This is a genomic window from Candidatus Pseudomonas auctus, from assembly GCF_048654275.1.
GTDB lineage: Bacteria > Pseudomonadota > Gammaproteobacteria > Pseudomonadales > Pseudomonadaceae > Aquipseudomonas > Aquipseudomonas pharyngis.
Map to the genome: position 1 here is coordinate 241,447 of NZ_JBJYZK010000001.1, position 18,733 is coordinate 260,179.

14 protein-coding genes are annotated in these 18,733 nt (G+C 63.4%); 5 read left to right on the top strand and 9 right to left on the bottom strand.

Features of this window, described 5'->3' with window-relative positions; all coding sequences use genetic code 11:
- Positions 1–6 precede the first annotated feature (6 nt).
- Both ACKUG4_RS01140 and ACKUG4_RS01145 read left to right on the top strand, forming a co-directional pair.
- Positions 7–909, top strand: a complete 903-nt coding sequence (locus ACKUG4_RS01140; RefSeq protein ID WP_445433209.1) for a transcriptional regulator GcvA — start codon at positions 7–9, stop codon at positions 907–909.
- 123 nt (positions 910–1,032) lie between these two features.
- Complete coding sequence (locus tag ACKUG4_RS01145; protein WP_085747393.1) at positions 1,033–1,458, top strand: cupin domain-containing protein; 426 nt, start codon at positions 1,033–1,035, stop codon at positions 1,456–1,458.
- Positions 1,459–1,550: 92 nt separating this feature from the next.
- Here ACKUG4_RS01145 and ACKUG4_RS01150 read toward each other — a convergent pair whose 3' ends face one another.
- Positions 1,551–1,955, bottom strand: coding sequence for a response regulator transcription factor (locus tag ACKUG4_RS01150; RefSeq protein ID WP_445433210.1), 405 nt, complete (start codon positions 1,953–1,955; stop codon positions 1,551–1,553).
- On the bottom strand, positions 1,952–2,944 hold the full coding sequence (locus ACKUG4_RS01155) for a response regulator (protein WP_445433211.1): 993 nt from the start codon (positions 2,942–2,944) through the stop codon (positions 1,952–1,954). Before ACKUG4_RS01155 ends, ACKUG4_RS01150 begins: the two co-directional genes overlap by 4 nt.
- Before the next feature lie 348 nt (positions 2,945–3,292).
- On the opposite strand from ACKUG4_RS01155, the gene ACKUG4_RS01160 reads away from it, so the two are divergent.
- Positions 3,293–8,347, top strand: a complete 5,055-nt coding sequence (locus ACKUG4_RS01160; protein WP_445433468.1) for a trifunctional serine/threonine-protein kinase/ATP-binding protein/sensor histidine kinase — start codon at positions 3,293–3,295, stop codon at positions 8,345–8,347.
- 57 nt (positions 8,348–8,404) lie between these two features.
- On the opposite strand, the gene ACKUG4_RS01165 is transcribed toward ACKUG4_RS01160, so the two are convergent.
- From ACKUG4_RS01165 to ACKUG4_RS01185, 5 genes are all read right to left on the bottom strand, one after another.
- A complete protein-coding gene (locus ACKUG4_RS01165; protein ID WP_039772141.1) occupies positions 8,405–8,884 on the bottom strand; it encodes a helix-turn-helix domain-containing protein in 480 nt (159 codons plus the stop codon).
- A 111-nt stretch (positions 8,885–8,995) separates the two neighbouring features.
- Positions 8,996–10,108, bottom strand: a complete 1,113-nt coding sequence (locus ACKUG4_RS01170) for an alkene reductase (protein WP_085611796.1) — start codon at positions 10,106–10,108, stop codon at positions 8,996–8,998.
- Positions 10,109–10,256: 148 nt separating this feature from the next.
- Entirely contained in the window at positions 10,257–12,494 is a 2,238-nt protein-coding gene (locus ACKUG4_RS01175; protein WP_445433212.1) for a xanthine dehydrogenase family protein molybdopterin-binding subunit, read from the bottom strand.
- A complete protein-coding gene (locus tag ACKUG4_RS01180) occupies positions 12,491–12,964 on the bottom strand; it encodes a (2Fe-2S)-binding protein (protein WP_064596021.1) in 474 nt (157 codons plus the stop codon). The genes ACKUG4_RS01175 and ACKUG4_RS01180 overlap by 4 nt, the downstream gene beginning before the upstream one ends.
- On the bottom strand, positions 12,961–14,226 hold the full coding sequence (locus tag ACKUG4_RS01185; protein ID WP_445433213.1) for a c-type cytochrome: 1,266 nt from the start codon (positions 14,224–14,226) through the stop codon (positions 12,961–12,963). Before ACKUG4_RS01185 ends, ACKUG4_RS01180 begins: the two co-directional genes overlap by 4 nt.
- Before the next feature lie 309 nt (positions 14,227–14,535).
- On the opposite strand from ACKUG4_RS01185, the gene ACKUG4_RS01190 reads away from it, so the two are divergent.
- Complete coding sequence (locus ACKUG4_RS01190; protein ID WP_064596030.1) at positions 14,536–15,735, top strand: MFS transporter; 1,200 nt, start codon at positions 14,536–14,538, stop codon at positions 15,733–15,735.
- Positions 15,736–15,835: 100 nt separating this feature from the next.
- The gene (locus ACKUG4_RS01195) at positions 15,836–16,753 is read left to right on the top strand and encodes a LysR family transcriptional regulator (protein WP_443525423.1); all 918 of its coding nucleotides are present in this window, start codon (positions 15,836–15,838) and stop codon (positions 16,751–16,753) included.
- 120 nt (positions 16,754–16,873) lie between these two features.
- Here ACKUG4_RS01195 and ACKUG4_RS01200 read toward each other — a convergent pair whose 3' ends face one another.
- Positions 16,874–18,076 carry an NAD(P)/FAD-dependent oxidoreductase gene (locus ACKUG4_RS01200; protein WP_445433214.1) on the bottom strand — a complete coding sequence of 401 codons (1,203 nt, stop codon included), beginning with the start codon at positions 18,074–18,076 and terminating at the stop codon, positions 16,874–16,876.
- 223 nt (positions 18,077–18,299) lie between these two features.
- Positions 18,300–18,677: a response regulator transcription factor gene (locus ACKUG4_RS01205; RefSeq protein ID WP_445433215.1), complete on the bottom strand. Its 378-nt coding sequence runs from the start codon at positions 18,675–18,677 to the stop codon at positions 18,300–18,302.
- Positions 18,678–18,733: the final 56 nt, after the last annotated feature.

The window sequence follows — 18,733 nt, forward strand, 5'->3', positions numbered from 1 at the left end:
GGTCATATGCTCCCCCGACTGCCATCGCTCAACGGATTGCGAGCCTTCGAATGTGCCGCCCGGCATATGAGCTTCACCCGTGCCGCCGAAGAACTGAACGTCACGCAAACCGCGATCAGCCATCAGATCCGTCGCCTCGAGGATGAACTCGGCGTGCGTCTGTTCATGCGCTTGAAAGACGGTTTGGCATTGACCGATGAGGGCAATGCTTACTTGCCCGGCATTCGTTCGGCGTTTCTTGAATTGCGCTACTCGACTGAAAAGCTGCTGGAGTCGAGCAACAACAGCGTCCTGACGATCAGCACCCTGGTGTCGGTGGCGTCCAAATGGCTGTTGCCGCGCCTGCCATCGTTTCGCGAGGCGCATCCGCAGATTGATGTGCGGATCAGTGCTTCCACCGAGTGGGTGGACTTTCGCAAGGGCGGCATCGATGCGGCGATCCGCTACGGCGACGGGAACTGGCCGGGGTTGCGCGCCGACTGGTTGATGGCCGACGAGATCTTCCCGGTGTGCAGCCCGCGCTTGCTGACCGGCGACAAGCCGTTGAATACGCCGGTGGACCTGGCCCGTCACCCTTTGCTGCAAGTCAGCGGCGTGACCGCCAATGACTGGAACGACTGGCTGCATGCGGCAGGCCAGCCACCGCTGACGGCCAATGGCCCGCGATTGACCTTCGACCTGGCGATGATGGCGGTGCAGGCGGCGATTGACGGGCAGGGCGTGTGCATCGGTCGCTCAACCTATGTCGATGACGATCTGCGCGCGGGCAGGCTGGTGGCGCCGTTTGATCTGCGCTTGAAATCCGCTTCCGGCTTCTACCTCGTCACGCCCCACGATCAGGCCGAATCGAAAAAGATCGTGGCGTTCAGAGGCTGGCTATCGCAGGTGCTGGCCAAACCCTTTGTATAAGCGTGTATCCATCGCGCCGCCGTACACAAACGGGTAACAAACCCCGACCTCAGGACACATCCCGAGTACATGCCCCGCTCAAAGTAGTGGCCAACACATCACTACTTCCAAGAGGACAACACCATGCGCCGCACACTTCTGATGACCGCTGCCGCCGTACTCGTTTCGCTGACCGGCCTCGCACAGGCGGCTGAAACCCCATCTGCCGCCCCGGCGAAGAACTGGCAACAAGGCCTGAGCCGTACCGATCTGGTCCGACAGGATCTGGGTGCTGCGGATCGCGAGGTGATCCAGGCTCGCGTCGATTTCGAACCGGGCGTCACGTCGCCCAACCACGCGCATCCGGGTGTGGAAGTGGCTTACGTGATCAGCGGCACGTTCGAATACCGACTGGAAGGCCAGGCACCGGTGACCCTGAAGGCGGGGGATTCGCTGTTCATCCCGGCGGGTGTGGCGCATATCGCCAAGAACGTCGGCAACGAGAAGGGCTCGGAACTGGCGACCTACATCGTCAAGAAGGGCGAGCCGCTGCTGATTCTCAAGCAGTAACGCTCCGCGAAAACGAAGAAGGCCTGCCGGTTTGGCAGGCCTTCTTGCTTCTGGCGTGCAGCCAAAGTCGTGGGTCGCGGCGAACGACCGTTTCAACTGTCGTTTTCGAGTGCCGACTCCACGGCCCTGAGCAGCACATCACCGGAGAACGGCTTGCCCAGGCAGGCGAAGGCATTGTAGCGACGGGTCTCGGCCAGGGCGGCGTCGTCCCAATGGGCGGACATGCAAATGACCGGGAATTTCCTGTCTCGGGACGCCAGCGCCTGCATCACCTCGATCCCTGACAAACCGTGCATTTTCAGGTCCAGCAACAGGCACGCAATGTCCTCGAAATGTTCCAGCGCCAGGAAATCCTCGCCACCGCTGTATAACCGGGCGTGGTAACCGGCGGAGCGCAGCAGGTTGGCGAGGCTTTTACGTACGGACGCATCGTCGTCGACGATGCAGACGATAATCGCGCTGACAGCGAGCGCGGGCGTGTCGGTGTCCTGACTCATGAAGGGTTCTGCACGCCGGACGGTGGCGGCGCGCTGATCAGGCCATACAGCTCGACGAGCCCGACGAGCGAGCGCGTCTGCATTTTCACCATGATGTGTTTGCGATGAACCTTGGCCGTCACTTCACTGGTGCCCAGCTTGTTGGCAATGTGCTTGTTGGACAGACCCGCGACGATCAACGGCAACACTTCACGTTCCCGTGGCGTCAGCAGGGCGGCTCGCTGGCGCACGCTCTGGACCCGCTGCCATTGCTGGAAATCAACCGCTGCACGTTGGCGGGTCGCTTGCAGGATGGCCAGCAACTGGTCGTCGTCGAACGGCTTGGTCAGAAACTCGACGGCGCCCGCTTTCATCGCTTGTACCGACATCGGGATAGTGCCGTAACCGGTCATGAAAATGACCGGCCATGGATGTCCTCGCTCGCCGAGCGTCGACTGCAGCTGCAGACCGGTGGCCTCCGGCAGGCTGACGTCGAGCAACAGGCATGCGGGTCCGGCCTCGAGATCTGCGCCAAGCAGCTCTTCAGCCGAATTGAAGATCCGGTGGGGCACGCCTTCGGCCCGCAGCAGGCGGCTGAGTGCCGTGCGCACGGAAGCCTCGTCGTCCACGATGAACACCGGCACGCTGTCCGGATCGATCGCAGGCTGATGCTCTGTTGCAGGGGCGCTCGCAGCGACCGGGTGGAACGGGGGCAGGGAAGGGGCACTGTCTTTCAATAATCGGTAACCTCGGCGCGGGACCGTCTGGATGATCTCATTCTCTCCAAATAACTTGCGCAGCGATGAGATCTGCACTTGAAGATTGTTTTCCTCGACGACGGTATCGGGCCAGACCTGGGTGAGCAATTCATCTTTGCTGACGATCCGGCCATCGGCCTGCATCAGCACCGACAGCAGTTCGAACGCCCGTCCTCCCACGCGCAGCGGCCGCCCGTCAAGAAAGGCTTCACGCCGCTCCAGGGAAATAGTCGCTTGGCCGAGTCGGATCATACGGTTCTCTGCGTGGTGTCGAGTGAGTGGCACAGGGCGCCGGTTCATCAGGACGACACGCTAGGCGACGACCTCGCACAATGCAATTATCCCGAGGGATAAGGCCGGTGGTTTTTCAATCTCTGCAACCGGTCGGGACAGGCGCTCGACGGCCATGATGGTGCCGGATGCGGACATGGGCATCACCACGAAACCTCTGCGCCAGAGCCTTGCGTATACTCCTGCGCCAGGCCTGAAACGAATAATGAGCGGTGACAGCGAATGCCCGGCAGACTTTCCTCCTCTCCAGCCCTCTGCAACCCGGATGTCGTGCCGGATGACGCCTGGCTGGAGGGCTGTGCATTCGAGCTGCTGCGCCGGGAAAACGACCTGACCTGGTTCACCATCCACGATCCTCGGTCGGACTTCCGCTGGCTGGCCGCTCGCGCACCGATCCAGCGTCCTGACGTGGGCAAGCGTCTGGAACGGGACTTTCATCTGCGCCCGGATTCAGCCTGGGCGATCCGGCCGGTTGCCTTCATCCGTTCGGCAGAAGGGCCGTTGCTGGTCTACCCCGAGACGGGCGTGGCGTTGTCTGACCTGCTCGGTCAGCCTGGCCTGCCGCCGGGCCGCTTGCTTGCCATCGCGGTCGCGGCGGCCCATGCGCTGGTCAATGCCGGGAAGGCCGGCGCACGACAGTCCAATCTGTTGCCCTGGCACTTGCGGGTGGGCGCCGATGATTCGGTGAGCCTTCTGGGTTATCACACCGACGAGCAGGCGGGCGCCGTCGCTGAGCTTCCTGCGCTGGAGCACTGGCCCTACCTGGCCCCCGAGCAGGTTCGGCGCGATGGCGCCGGTTTCGATGAGCGCAGCAATGTCTACGCGCTGTCGAGCATTCTTTATCACGCCTTGACCGGCCAGCCACCCCTGACGGCGCGCGACCCTTCGCACTGGCGGCATGTGCATGCCGCTGTCCAGCCGGCATCGCCGGCCGTGCATGTCGCCGACCTGCCGGAAGGCCTCTGTCGCGTGCTGCTCAAAGGCCTGGCCAAGGAGCCGGGTGCTCGCTATCAAAGCATGGAGTCGATGGCCACTGACCTTGTCTGGTGCCGTCAGCAATGGCTGGAGCATGGCCATGTGAAGGCTTTCAGGCTGGGCACCTTCGATGCACTGCCATCCGTTGCTAACGACCCGGTGCTGTTTGGTCGGGAGGCGGAGCGCGCACAATTGCTCGAGCAGATCAGTCAGGTGCGCAGCGACGGTATCGCCCGCGTGCTGTGGGTGGGCGGTACACCGGGGGCGGGCAAGTCAACCCTGATCCATCAGGGCGTGCGGCCGTTGGTTCCCGGCTATTGGGCCAGCGGCAAGATCAACCTGTTGCAGCAGGAAATCCCCAATGCGCCGCTGGCGGAAATCTTTCGTTCGCTGATGACTCAGTTGCTGGGCAAACCCGCACTGGAACTGCAAACCCTCGGCGCGCAACTGATTGAACGGCTCAAGGGGCGCGGCAGGATCCTGGTGGATCTGGCCCCCGAGGCCGAGCTGGTGATCGGTGCCACGCCGGAACTACCCAACATGCCCGCCCGGCACGCACTTGAGCGGGTCAATCGCACGTTGCTCGATGCGCTCGAGGTGTTTGCTCAGCCCGGGCGACCGCTGGTGCTGTTCGTGGATGACGTGCAGTGGGCGGACGATTCGACGCTTGCGTTTCTGCGCGCTTTCTTCGCCCGGCCACCGCGGCATCTGGTACTGATCCTGGCGTACCGGGACAGCGGGTCGAAGGCCTTTGCGCGGGAGGACGCCATACTCGACGTGCTGCGCGGCGAACAGGCATTGCCCGGCATTCACATCACGCTGGGCGCCTTGTCAGTGTCCGCCGTCGCGCAACTGCTGGCCGCAGAACTGGACACCGATCCCGCCAGCATTGAAGTGCTCGCCCAGGTCGTGCATTTGAAAACGGCCGGCAATCCGCTGTTCGTCAGTCAGGTGCTGCGGGCGCTGATCGATGAGCGTCTGGTGCGTTTCGACGCGGCGGCGGATCGCTGGGTCTGGAACCAGAGCGACGTGGACAGCTATCGCTATGCCGACAACGTCGCGGAGTTGATGGTGCAGCGACTGGACCGTCTGACACTGACCGAACGAGACGTACTGCGCACGGCGGGTTACATCGGCGGTCGCTGTGACGAGTCGCTGCTGGGCCGGATGTTGCCGTTTGATTCGGTGCAACTGGCGCGCGATGTACAAAGTCTGGTCGATGGGGGATTACTGCTGCGCGCCGGCGCGCAACTGGTGTTCGGCCACGACCGGGTGCTCGAGGCGGCCTGTCAGCTGCCTTCGCCGGTGGGGCGTGGCAGTGAGCATGCGCGCATCGCCGCTGCCATGCTGGACCTGTGGGGCGAACAGGCCCATGAGCGCGTGTTCGAGATTGCCGGTCAGATTCAGCGTGTCGACGATGCTGCACTGGCGGAGCCGCACCGCGCCGCGTTTATTGATGTCCTGGTCGAGGCTGCCGAGCGCGCGAGGGATTCGGCCGCCGTGCAACTGGCGGCGGATTATCTGCAGACGGCTGAACGCCTGCTCGGTCAGAGCGGCTGGACCCACCTCTATCCGCAAGCGTTCGCCAGCACGTGGCTGGCTGCCGAGTGCGCGATGCTGCTGGCGGATCTGGCGGGGGCCCAGGGACGTCTCGATGATTGCCTGAACCACGCGCTCACGGACGCGGATCGCGCGAAAACCTATCGCTTGCGTGCCACGTTGCGCACGCTGCACTCCGACTATGAAGGGGCGATCACCGAGGCATTGACCGGCCTGGCGCTGCTGGGCATCACCCTGCAACGCAAACCTCCCGAGGACCATCTGACCCGGGCCTTTGCGCAGGTGCGCGACCTGATCGGCACGCGAGCGATCGCCGATCTGGTTCATTTGCCCAAGGCTGAGGATGCGCAGATCGAGGCGGCCATGGAGCTGCTCGGCACATTGATTCCTTCGTTCTTCGTCGATGACGATCTCCGCTTGCTGCACCTGGCGAAAATGGTCGAACTCACGCTCGAGCACGGCACTACGCCAAGCAGTGGCTACGGATTTGCATGGTTTGGCGTGATGATCGCCGAGCGTTTCGGCGAATACGTGGACGGACTGGCATTTGCGCAAGTCGCCCTGAAACTGACTGACCTGCATGGCTATGAGGCCGGCCGCACAGGCACCCTGGTGGCGCTCGATCAGGTCAGCCCATGGACCAGGCCGATGGCGTATGCCCGGCAGACAGCGCTCGCGGCGTTCGAGTGCGGTCAGGCCGGGGGGGACCTGGGCATGTCCTGCTATGCCTGCAATCACATTGTTTCCGACCTGCTGTTCATGGGCGAACCCTTGCAAAAGGTGCTGGACGAACTGGAGCACGGTCTGGCCTGGGTGAGGCAGTTCAATTACGTCGATATCGAACGCATTCTGCTGGCGCAGCAGGCGTTCGCCATCGACCTGCGCGACGGTCGCCCCGTGCGGGCACTGTCTGAACTGGAGGGCGTGGAACACGACCGTTTCGGCCCCATCGATCGCGCCTGCGTTTCGCAGTCGACGTTGTTCCTGTCGTGGCTGTATTCCGGCATGTCGGCCTTTTATGCAGGCGATGCGCTGTATGCCTGGCGGCGTTTCGAAGACGCCGCGACGGTGGCCTGGTCCATTCCGGCGCATATCAATCTTGCCGATTACCATCTCTTTCGCAGCCTCGCACTGGCCAGTGCGCAAGTGCCGGGTGACGTTGAGCGAAAGCTGCAAGTGCTTGAGCAGCAACGCCAGCGATTTCTTGCATGGGCCGCGCTCAATCCGGCGACGTTCCGCAACAAACTGCTGTTGATCGAGGGCGTGATCGCGCGCTTGCGCGGTCAGGACCTGATTGCCATCCGTTGCTTCGATCAATCGCAGATCGCAGCGGCCGCCGCCGGTTTCGTTCACGAACAGGCATTGGCGCACGAGCAACTGGCCGACGTCTGCATGTCCAATGAGCTGGTCTCGGGGGCTCATCACCACCTGCGTTTTGCTCGGGATTGCTACGACCTCTGGGGGGCGAGCGCCAAGGCGCGGCAACTGGAAAACCGCCATCCGTTTCTGCGTACGGAACCCGCTTCGCAACCTTCACAACCGATCAACCGGGGCCGGCTGGACCTGGAGGCGGGTATCGAGGCCGCGCGGGCACTGTCCCAGGAGGTCTTGCTGGATCGGCTGGTCGAGACCTTGATGAACCACCTGATGGTTCAGGCCGGGGCTGACCAAGGTGTGCTGATGATGGTCGCTGAAGGCGACCTGCGCCTGGCGGCCGCCGCGTCGATGGAAGCCGGCAATCTGCTGATTGCGCTGGACAGCGATCAGGCGCTCGAGGCGCTGGCGCCTGCGTCGGTGCTCAATGCAACGATGCGCACCCGTGCACCCCTGGTGCTCGACGATGTGCGGGTCGATTGCCCGGAAGCCTATGGCGCCGATCTGCGTCGACGGCAGACCCGCTCGATGTTGTGCCTGCCGCTGCTCAGACAAGGCACGTTGATTGGTCTGGTCTATCTGGAAAACAGCCTGGTGCCCGGCCTGTTCAGTGCCGAACGGCTGACCATGCTGGAAATTCTTGCCTCCCAGGCAGCGGTGTCGCTGGAGACCGCCCGGCTGTATGCGCAATTGGTGGAAGACAACCGCCTGCGGGCGCAGATGGAAGCGGATCTGCGCAGCTCCCGCGCCGAACTGGCGCGCAACTCGCACCTCAAGGTCATGGGCGAACTTTCAGCCTCCATCGCCCACGAGATCAGTCAGCCGCTGCTTGGCATTCAATCCAATGCCTCGGCCAGCCTGCGCTGGCTCAAGCGTGAAAAGCCCGATCTGGACGAGGCGATTCAGGGCCTGGAAGACATCCGCTCGGACAGCACGCGGGCCGCCGACATTGTCCAGGCGTTGCGCGCACTGGCCAGGCAGGCGCCGCTCAAGCGTTTGCCGGTGCAAATTGACGAGTTGGTGAGTGGCGTCGTTCAACTGACGGCGACCGAACTGGCCAACCGCAACGTCGCACTGCACACCCGACTCGATGCGCAATGTCAGGTGTGGGGCGACTCGGTGCAGATCCAGCAGGTGGTGTACAACCTGATCACCAATGCGATGGAGGCGATCGCCGGCGCCGGGGTGCCGGATGGGCGCATCGTCATCAGCTCCACCGTCAGGGACGGCCATGTGCGGGTGACGTTCCAGGACAACGGGCCGGGGATTGGCGTGCCTCAGCGCGAGCAGGTATTCGATGCCTTTTACACCACCAAGGGCAGCGGCATGGGAATGGGCCTGGCCATCTGCAGATCAGTGATCGGCGCACATGGCGGAACGTTGCTGATCGAGGACAGCGAGCAGGGTGCCCGACTCAGTTTCGACCTGCCGCTGGAACCGGCTGGCGCCGAATAAAAAAAGGCCGCATCAGCGGCCAAAGGGGAGGAGCGGGTAACGTCAGGTTCGGTCAGGTCAAGCGTGCGAGGGGTGGGCGTGCCCAGCGTTGTGCACGCTCCAGAGTGCAGCGTCGAGTTCGATGGCAGGCAACTGAAGCGCGATGGGCGCGCGGTTGGCGACGAAGGCGCGACGCCATTCTCGGGGCGGCATGCCTTCGAGGCGGTTGAAGGTGCGGGTGAAGTGCGAATGGTCCGAAAACCCGCATTCGTAGACGACCTCGGTGATCGGCATCGAAGTGATCAGCAGGCTTTTGGCTTTCTCGATCTTCATCCTCAGCCACCACTCCTGCGGTGAGTACCCGGTGTTCTTTTTGAACGCACGGGAAAAATGACTGCGCGAAAGATTGCAGAGGCCGGCGATCTCGCTGATGCGCGCGCTGCGGCTCAGGTCCCTGAGCATCAGTTCCTTGGCGCGACGTTCCTGCCAACTGGTCAACGATCCCAGCGGGCGCATCAGGGGGCGTGGATGGTCGGAAATCAGCGATTGCGGGCTCATGTTTGCTCTCCTTATCGTTGTGCAAAGTCTCTGCGTCGACGCCCTTTAAAGTCCTTAAACAATCCTGAAGAGTTATTAAATTCCCTCGGTCAGCACCCTGCGGTCAGCGGGTCAGGCATGGGACGGGTAGTCAATGTAGCCACGCTGATCGCCGCCAAAGAACGTGCTCGGGTCCGGTGCGTTGAGCGTCAGGCCCTCGCGGATTCGCCGAGGCAGATCGGGGTTGGCCAGAAACGGTCTGCCGAACGCGATGATGTCGGCGCGACCGTCGGCCAGGGCCTGTTCCGCCGACTCGGGGTCGTAGCCGCCGGCGATCATCAGCACGCCATCCCAGGCATCACGCAACTGGCCGATGATCGCGTCCCAGCGCGGGTCGAAATTCTCGTCCTTGACTGTGCCGACCACGGCCGGCTCGACCAGATGCAGGTAGGCCAGTTTCCAGCGGTTCAACGAGCGCACGATGTAGCCGAACGTAGCTTGCGGGGTTTCATCGCCCATGCCCATGAAACGGCCCATGGGCGTCAGGCGCACGCCGACACGGTCGGCACCGACTTCGTCGACCACGGCCGCCACCACTTCCAGTAACAGGCGCGCACGGTTTTCCAGGGTGCCGCCATAACCGTCGGTGCGCTGGTTGCTGTTGCTGTTGATGAACTGGTCCAGCAGATAGCCGTTGCCGGCGTGAATTTCCACGCCATCCATCCCGGCGTTCAGTGCATTGCGGGCGGCGCGGCGGTAGTCGTTGATGATGTCGGCGATCTCCGAAACCTGCAGTGCGCGCGGCACTGGCACGTCGCCCCACACACCATTGCCCTCGGCATCGACGATGAAGGTCTTGCCCGGTACAGGCAATGCGCTCGGCGCCACCGGCAGTGCGTTGTCCGGTTGAAAGCTTGGGTGCGATACGCGGCCCACATGCCACAGCTGCATGAAAATCAACCCGCCGGCCTCGTGTACCTGGCGGCTGACTTCGCGCCAGGCTTGCACTTGTTCATCGTTGTAGATGCCAGGCGTCCACGCATAACCCTGGCCCTGACGGGAAATCTGCGTCGCCTCGGTGATGATCAGCGCGGCGCTCGCACGCTGGCGGTAGTACTCGGCGTTCATGGACGTCGGGATGTCGCCCGGTTGCCCGGCACGGGAGCGAGTCAACGGCGCCATCGCCACCCGGTGGGGAAGTGTGTAGGGGCCGAGGGCGATGGGACGGAACAGTTGTTGTGTCATGGGGGTTCTCCAGTCTTCGAAAAAGGTCGGTGGACGGTGTCGGGCGTTGGGGCCGACACCGGATGGCCCTACGTTAAGCGGCTGTCCGGTGCTTGATAATCCACACGCGACGCCACGCTGCATTGCGTGAAATGCAACGTGGCGCGGTTCAGGAAGGCTGCTGCGAGCGGGTCAGGGGCAGGTTGAGCCAGCGCCATCCGGTGGCATTCGCCACGGCGTTGCCGATGGCGGCCGCCATGGGACCCTGGACGATTTCGGCGGCCCCCAGAAACGGTTGCCCCGGCTGGTCGAGCAGGTGAACGTCGACCTTTTTGGGCACTTGCGAGAAGCGCAGAATCGGGTAGCCGCTCCAGTCGTAGCTGCGGATGCCGCCGGCGTCATAGGCAACCTTTTCATACAGCGTCCAGCTGGTGGATTGCACGATCCCGCCCTCGACCTGGTTGCGCAGGCCATCGGGACTGACGATCTGTCCCACGTCGACCGCCGTGACGACGTGATCGATCTGCACTTCGCCGGTCTGCGGATGCACCCGCAGACGCACGGCAATGGCGCAATAGCCCATGATGTTTTTGTAGCGCGCGAAGGCGAAGCCAAGGCCTGCGCCGGGTTCACTGCTTTTTTGCGGCCAGTCGATTGCATCGCGCACCCGTTCCACCACCGCCCGCGCCCGAGGATCGGTCAGGTGCGCCAGACGCAGGGCAACCGGATCGACTGCGGCCTTGGCGGCCAGCTCGTCGATACAGGCTTCGATGGCGAAGACGTTGATGTGCGCCCCCAGCGAGCGCATGGCTGAAGTGCGAAACGGCATCTCGGTGACGAAGTTCATGTCGATCCGCGAGGAGGCCACGGCGTACAGCGGCACTGCGTTGCGATCGCCGTCGCCTTCGGGCTGAGCGATCGGCACCGAGGGTGCGGAAGCGAACGGCCGGGCCAGCAGGCGTGCGGGCAGCAAGCGCCCGGCGTTGACGATGCGTTCGTTGTGCGGCGTGGTCCACAGCTCATAGTTCCAGTCCTGCAGCCGACCCTGTGCGTCAAGGTTGGCTTGCACCTCGCTGACCATCGCCGAGCTGTAGGGCTCCCAGAGGTTTTCCTGCTCGCGCATCCATTGCACCCGCACCGGCGTGCCCGGCACGCGCATGGCAATCAGCGCCGCATCGGCCGCGGCATCGTCTGCGCCGTTGTGGCCGTAACAGCCGGAGCCTTCGGTGTGGATGCAGCGCACGCGCTCGGGTGGCAGCCGCAGCATCTCGGCGATTCCGGCACGCAACGGGTACACGCCCTGGGTGTGGGTCCAGACGGTGAGGGTGCCGTCCTTGAACCAGGCCACGGCGCAGGACGGACCGATCGAGCCATGCATCAGGTATTGCTTGGTCACCCGGGCGCGATATTCGTTGTCGGTCGCGCCTTGGGGCGTGCCTTCATGGCTGATCGGATAACGACGCGACGGCAGGCGTTTAAGCAAGGTGTGGATGTCGCGCGATTCGGGAATCGCCTGTCCGCCGCTCCAGCGCGCGGAGGCGTATCCGTGACGCATGGCTTTGATCGCCTGCCATTCGTCCCGCGCTACCACGGCTAGATAATTGCCGTCGCGAATCACCTGCACCACCCCGGACAGCGTCTTGATCGATTCAATATCGATGGCTTCCAGCGTGCAGCCGGGACGCGGCGGGCGGATGACCCGGGCGTGGAGCATGCCCGGCAGGCGAATGTCCTGCACGAACGCGGCGCCGCCGCTGACTTTGCCCGGGATATCCAGACGTGGCAGCGAATGGCCGATGAGCTTGAACGACGCCGGCGGCATCGAGGGCGATGCGGATTTTGCGTAGCGGTGCAGATCGACCTGCTGCACGGCGTCGGCGTAGGACATGCGTTGCCCGGTCGGGCCGAGAATGATGCCGTCGCGAGTCGTCAGCAGCGCCGGCGCAACGTTCCAGCTGCGCCCGGCCGATTCCAGCAGCATCTCGCGCACTTGCGCCGCCGCGTTGAACAGCGCGGTGCCGCTGTCGAAAATCGTGTGGCTGCCGGCGGTGTAGCCTTCGTTCGGCGTGAGTGCGGTGTCGGCGGTGAGCAGGTTGATCGCTGTGGGGGCGACCTCCAGCCGTTCAGCGGCAATTTGCAGTAACGCGGTTTTGACCCCGGTGCCCAGTTCGACCTTGCCGGTGTAGACGGTGATGCCGTCGTGGCCGACGCGGATCCAGGCATCGAGCCAGGGGTTGGTGCGCAGGCTGCCGGGCAGGTCCGGCGCCAGGACGACCGTGCCGAGGGTATCGACTTCGGTGTCAGCCAGGGCGCGGCGCGAGACCGGCACCAAAGCAAACGCCACCAGCAACGCGCCCCCGCGCAGGAACGCACGGCGACTCTGATCGACCTCATTGATCGTGGTCATTGCGCACTCCCGTTTTGCCGGGCGACCAGGCTGATCGCCTCGATGATGCGCAAGTGCGTGCCACAGCGGCACAGGTTGCCTGCCATGTGTTCGCGAATGGTCTGCTCGTCGGGATGCGGATTGCTTTCGAGCAGTGACTGCGCACGCATCAACATGCCGGCGATGCAGTAACCGCATTGAGCGGCCTGTTTGTCGATGAATGCTTGCTGCAGAGTGCCGGGGCGTTCGGCCGTGCCCAGACTCTCGACCGTCCGCACCTTTTTGCCTTCAAGGCCGGCGCAGGGTGTCAGGCAGGAAAACACCGGTTGGTCATCGACGATGACGGTGCAGGCGCCGCATTGGCCCAGGCCACACCCGTACTTGGCGCCGTTCAGGCCTAGGTGATTGCGCAGCGCATAGAGCAGCGGCATGTCCGGTTCCAGCTCGAGAGCCCGGGAAGATCCGTTGACGTTGAGGGTGATCTGAGTCATTTCGTCTCCTGACGTAGCGCTTCGAGGGTGGCGGAAAGGTCGGTCCACGGTTGATCGGGGCTGGCCTGATGGCGCAGGTAGACGGCCAGGGCGTTGAGTTGGGTGTTATCGAGACTGGCGGCGAACGAGGGCATCACCGGTCCCGGTTGGCCGGGTTCTGCCGGGATGCCCTCGAGTACGGTTTTCACAAAGTTGCGCGGGCTGGCGGACTGCAGCGCCGAGGTGCGATCCAGTGCCGGGCGGCCGTCGATGTCACGCACCGGCGCGCCTTGGGCATGGCAGCCGGCGCAGGCACTGGCGAACAGCAGCGCGCCAGAGGATCGATCCGCAGGTTCAGCGCTGGCGCTGGCGTTGGGGACCTCGTTGATTGTGGTTTTCGCCGGCAGACTCAGCAGGTATTCGGCAATCGCCTGTGCATCTTCTGCGGGCAAGCGCGCCAGACCGAGACTGACCGGGCGCATCGGGCCCGCCGCCGTGCCGTGTCCGTCGACCACTTCGGCCCGCAGGTAACTCACCAGTTGCTCGCTGCTCCACGGGTTTGCCCGGTGCGCCATGCCCAGCAGTGACGGCGCGTCCCAGCCATCCACGCTGCCGCCGGCCAGGTTTTCGCCGGATTTCTCGGCGCCGATCAGGTTCAACGGTGAATGACAGCCCGCGCAGTGACCGGGCCCCTCGACCAGGTAACGTCCGCGATTCCACGCCTGCGATTGCTGCGCCAGTGGCGTCAGCGGCTTCCCATGCAGAAACAGCAGGTTCCAGAACGACACCAGAGGCCGGATGCTCATCGGGAAGTTCATGCGGTTCTGTTGTGGCGGCGAGCTCACGGCCGGGCCGCTCATCAGGTACGCATAGGCGTCGGTTATGTCGTCTTGGCTCATGCGCCGGTAATGAACGTAAGGGAAGGCCGGGTACAGGAAGTGCCCGTCGCGGGAGATCCCTTCACGCATCGCCCGCTCGAAGGCCGGCAGCGACCATTGGCCGATGCCGGTCTGTGGATCCGGGGTGATGTTGGTGCTGTAGAGGGTGCCGAACGGCGTCACCAGCGGCAATCCACCGGCCAGGTATTGGCCGCCGGGACGCGTATGACACACCGCACAGTCGCCCGCCTCGACGACGCGCGCGCCGCGTTGCAGTTGTGCGGAGTCGAAGGTTTGCGGGCGTTCGACCGGCGCAATTGCCGGCCGCCACATCAGCGCCAAGGCAGCGATTGCACCGATCGACGCGAGGGCTGCCGCGCTGACCCACAGCGCTCTGGATCTCATGAAATGGCCGTTCATGAGCGGTTGCCCAAGAGGCACGCGGTGGGCGTGAGGGACGGATTCGGCATCTTCGACAACTCCTTGAACGACCGGGGAAGGGCGCCGATGCAAAGCCCTGCGCCAGGTGCCCAAGGGTAGAGAAGGTGCATACGTCCGAGTATTGCCGGACCGCGCAATAGCACGTTGCGCCAAGTGCAACGCCGAGGGTCGTTGCATTTGGCGCATCACTCAATTGCCTTTGGGATGGATACTCGAAGGCCTGTGCGCCCCTTAGCCTTGGCGTCACTTTTCCAAACTCATCGAGGTGTCATCATGCTTACGGGCAATCCGGCAGCGGCGGCCAAGGCCGAAACATCCGCTTCTCTTTCCGGCCTGATGGTCGCGTTCCTGGCATTCTGCTGCGGCGCGGTCGTGGCCAACCTTTATTACGCTCAGCCGATCGTCGAACTGATCGCGCCGCAGATCGGCCTGTCCAGTGCCAATGCCAGTCTGATCGTTTCACTCACGCAGTTCGGTTATGCATTGGGCCTGCTGTTGCTGGTGCCGCTGGCCGACCTGATGGAAAACCGTCGGCTGGTGGTGGGCTTTACCCTGGCGGCAAGCGTGACGCTGTTGTGCGCCGGCCTGACGCATTCGCCGTCGATGTTCCTTGTCCTGTCGTTGCTGATCGGCCTGACTTCGGTGGCGGTGCAGATCCTGGTGCCGTTGGCCGCGCACCTGGCGCCCGAGGCGAGCCGTGGCCGGGTGGTGGGCAACATCATGAGTGGCCTGTTGCTGGGCATTCTGCTGTCGCGGCCACTGTCGAGTCTGCTGGTGGAGGTGTTCGGCTGGCGCGGGGTGTTTTTCAGCGCAGCGGCACTGATGGCCGTCATCGCCCTTATCACGGCGATTGCCTTGCCGCGCCGCGTCCCGAGCCATCAGGCGACGTACGTGGCGCTGATCGGCTCGGTGTTTGCGCTGGCCCGTCGGCACGCGGTTCTGCGCCAGCGTTCGCTGTATCAGGGCTTGCTGTTCGCCAGCTTCAGCCTGTTCTGGACCCTCGCACCGATTGAGCTGATGCGGCACCACGGTTTCAGTCAGGCACAGGTGGCGATATTTGCCCTGGTCGGCGCTGTCGGCGCGGTCGCAGCGCCGATCGCCGGGCGACTGGCCGATGCCGGGCACGGTCGGCGCGGGACGCTCGTGGCACTGTTGCTGGCGCCAGCCTCGTTGCTGATCGCCGCGCTGCCGGGCAGCAGCTATGTCTGGCTGGTGGTTTGCGCGGTGCTGCTGGATTTCGCCGTGCAACTGAACATGGTGCTCGGCCAGCGCGAGGTGTACGCCCTCGATCCGCACAGCCGGGCCCGGCTGAATGCCGTGTACATGACCAGCATCTTCGGCGGCGGTGCTCTGGGATCGCTGGTCGCCAGTCCGCTCTACGAACATTTTGGCTGGAACCTGTCCGCCGTGACCGTGGCGTTGCTGCCGGCGCTGGCCCTGGCGCTGTTCCTGAGCCGCAAGGCCGATGCGTGAACCGCAGGCACCGCTGAGTCCGATGAAGCACGGTCCTACAAGACGATTGGCGAACGGTGATGCACAATCATCACCGTTTCCTTTCGATCGGGCTCCACTTATGGACAAGTTGCTGGCACTGAAGATGTTCGTTGAAACCGTCCGTTGCGGTGGTTATTCCTCGGCGGCGCGCAAACTCGGCATCTCCACCTCTTCGGTGACACGCCAGGTGGCCGGGCTGGAAAACGAATTGGGCGCCAGCCTGCTCAACCGCACGACACGCAACACCAGCGTGACGGTCGCCGGCCAAACCTATTTCGAGAAAGCGCTGGCCATTCTCGATGCCATCGATGAGGCCGACGCGGTTGTCGCCGACCGTGGCAGCGAGGCGCAGGGACGCTTGCGCATCAGTGTGCCGGTGGAGTTCGGCCGGCAGATCATTGCACCGCAACTGGGGGAATTGCTCGACCGCCATCCGGGGCTTGAAATCAGTGTGTCGTTGAGCGATCAGGTCAGCGATCTGCTGAGCGAGCAGATCGATGTCTCGGTGCGCCTGGGATCATCGGTGGTCAGTGACGATATCGTCAGCAAGCGGGTGGGGGGCTTCCAGCGCTGGGTGGTGGCGAGTCCGGATTACCTGAGCCGTCATGCTGTGCCGGCGCATCCGCGAGACTTGCTCGAGCATCAATGCCTGCGCTTCGACTACGCGGGTTCGCACCAGCACTGGACGTTCCAGGGCGACGAGGAAACCATCCAGCTCAATGTCCATGGTCGCCTGCAAAGCAACAACGCCGATATCCTGCGCGAAGCGGCGGTGGCGGGGCGGGGGGTGGCCCTGCTGGCCGACTGGCTGGTGCGCGCCGACGTCGAGGCCGGTCGGTTGACGCGGCTGCTGGAGGGTTATGAAGTCAACCCCGGTAATGCGAGCTGCTGCATCAATGCGTTGTACCTGCCCAATCACCGGGGCTCCAGTCGTATCAATGTGTTCATCGACTTTCTGGAAGACATTCTGGCAGCGGAGCCATCGCGTCAACGCTAGAGTGCCGTTTATTGCCGCCCGACGCTTTGTGAGTTCTGCATAAAAAAAGCGCCCGCCAAAAAAAACCGTGGCGGGCGCCTGGGAATGCGCAGCGATAGGGAAGTGTGAACCGTCGGGTGATCAGGCCACCGGAATCAACGGGTCGGCCGCGGCCAGTGCGGTTGCACGATCGGCGGCCGGCGGGTAAATCCACACGGTGTTGATCTGAGTCTTGAGGTCTTTGGCCTCTTGCCCGACCAGTTTCAATTGACGGTCCCAGCCCTCGGTGAACACCGCGCCCCAGGCACCGAGGTCAAGGCAGGTCACGTACTTGGGCTGGCGGTAGGTGACCGGTGCGACACCGATCAGGTCAGCGGCCACATTGTTGCCGGCATAACGGCCCAGGCTGATCGCATGCTGGCAGGACATCGCGGCGTAGTTTCCGAGATCATCCGTGGCGGCATAAGCGACGTCGCCGGCAGCGAAGACATCCACGTGCCCCAGCACTTTCAAGTGGCCGTCGACGTGCAGGCGACCTTGCGGATCACGGCTGCCCGGAATCTGTTCAGTGAGCGGGCTGGCGCGAAAGCCAACAGTCCAGATGACGGTGTTGGACTCGATACGTTTGCCGTCAGCCAAAGTCACGCCGCCGGCATCCACCGAGGCGACCGAGGCGTCGACTATCCATTCAATGCCCAACTCTCGGGACGCTTCGACAATGGACGGGCGAATACCGTCACCCAGCGTCGCGGCGATTTGCGGCGCACGGTCCACCACGATGACCCTGATCGGCGCATCGTCACCCAGTGCGGCACGCAGGCGGGCCGGCATTTCGGTGGCGGTTTCGATTCCGGTAAAACCACCACCGGCGACCACCACGGTATTTCGTGCTGCGCTCGACGGCTGGTCCTTCAACGACTTGATATGGGCTTCGAGGCGCGCGGCTTCTTCGATCTGATCGACATCGAAGGCGTGTTCGATCATGCCTTTGAGCGGTGGGCGAATCACGCGACTGCCGGCGGCCAACACCAGCCGGTCATAGCTCAGTGTGCCTTGCGTGCCGAAGGCATCGCTGTAGGTCACTTGCTTGTTTTCGGTGTCGATGCTGTCGGCGATGCCTTTGACGAATTTCACGCCGACCGCATCGAACAGCTCACCCAGCGGCGCTTTCATGTTGTGGACATCCGGCTCGTAGAAGCGCGGACGGATGCGCAGTTCTGCCTGGGGCGCGAGGACGGTGATCTGCACGTCATTACGATCATGCTGGTCCAGCAGACGTGCGGCGCTCAAGGCGCTCCAGACTCCACCAAACCCTGCGCCTATCACTAAAATGTGCTGTTTCATCGGATGACTCCTGTGGAAATTCTGGTCGTTGAACGGTTTGTCCGTTCATGCGTGACCGTCTGCCGCACTGCACGAAGCAGGTGGTTGTGAACAACCGCAGAGCCGGTTCGATTCGCTGGGGAAGATGCTATCGGGGAAGGTGCGGCGAGACACTTCTACATAGGGTCAGTGCCGACATGCTTAGGTATGGGGTGGGGTATACACAGGTATAGAAAGAGGGCCGTCAAACGGCGCGATTGAATGCGCTTTCGATGCAGGTGATGAGTTCGCCGCACGGGAAGGGTTTAGGGAAATAGGCGAGGGGCTCGGGGAATGCGGCGTTGACCCTTGGCGGACGCCCCTGGTAACCCGTGATGAAAATGATCGGGATGCGCACGCCTCGGGCGCACAGCTCATCGTACATCTCGATGCCGGACAGACCGGGCATCTGGATGTCCGAGATGATGCAGCCGGGGCGGGGCGGCGCCTTCATCGCCAGAAAAGCCTCCGCGTTCGGGTACAACTGCACGGTGTAGCCGTGAGAGCGCAACAGGCTGTCCAGCGCCATGCGCACGGACTCATCATCATCATCGACAACCGATACAACAGCGGTGTGGGACATTGCTTTACCAGGGCTGATCTCGGGTAGCCCGTCAAGGACGCCCGCCATTGCCGCAC

Excerpts from the sequence above, each read along its gene's own strand:
- ACKUG4_RS01140 (WP_445433209.1), top strand. The coding sequence starts at position 7 with ATGCTCCCCCGACTGCCATCGCTCAACGGATTGCGAGCCTTCGAATGT.
- ACKUG4_RS01145 (WP_085747393.1), top strand. The coding sequence starts at position 1,033 with ATGCGCCGCACACTTCTGATGACCGCTGCCGCCGTACTCGTTTCGCTG.
- ACKUG4_RS01150 (WP_445433210.1), bottom strand. The coding sequence starts at position 1,955 with ATGAGTCAGGACACCGACACGCCCGCGCTCGCTGTCAGCGCGATTATC.
- ACKUG4_RS01155 (WP_445433211.1), bottom strand. The coding sequence starts at position 2,944 with ATGATCCGACTCGGCCAAGCGACTATTTCCCTGGAGCGGCGTGAAGCC.
- ACKUG4_RS01165 (WP_039772141.1), bottom strand. The coding sequence starts at position 8,884 with ATGAGCCCGCAATCGCTGATTTCCGACCATCCACGCCCCCTGATGCGC.
- ACKUG4_RS01170 (WP_085611796.1), bottom strand. The coding sequence starts at position 10,108 with ATGACACAACAACTGTTCCGTCCCATCGCCCTCGGCCCCTACACACTT.
- ACKUG4_RS01175 (WP_445433212.1), bottom strand. The coding sequence starts at position 12,494 with ATGACCACGATCAATGAGGTCGATCAGAGTCGCCGTGCGTTCCTGCGC.
- ACKUG4_RS01180 (WP_064596021.1), bottom strand. The coding sequence starts at position 12,964 with ATGACTCAGATCACCCTCAACGTCAACGGATCTTCCCGGGCTCTCGAG.
- ACKUG4_RS01185 (WP_445433213.1), bottom strand. The coding sequence starts at position 14,226 with ATGAGATCCAGAGCGCTGTGGGTCAGCGCGGCAGCCCTCGCGTCGATC.
- ACKUG4_RS01190 (WP_064596030.1), top strand. The coding sequence starts at position 14,536 with ATGCTTACGGGCAATCCGGCAGCGGCGGCCAAGGCCGAAACATCCGCT.
- ACKUG4_RS01195 (WP_443525423.1), top strand. The coding sequence starts at position 15,836 with ATGGACAAGTTGCTGGCACTGAAGATGTTCGTTGAAACCGTCCGTTGC.
- ACKUG4_RS01200 (WP_445433214.1), bottom strand. The coding sequence starts at position 18,076 with ATGAAACAGCACATTTTAGTGATAGGCGCAGGGTTTGGTGGAGTCTGG.
- ACKUG4_RS01205 (WP_445433215.1), bottom strand. The coding sequence starts at position 18,677 with ATGTCCCACACCGCTGTTGTATCGGTTGTCGATGATGATGATGAGTCC.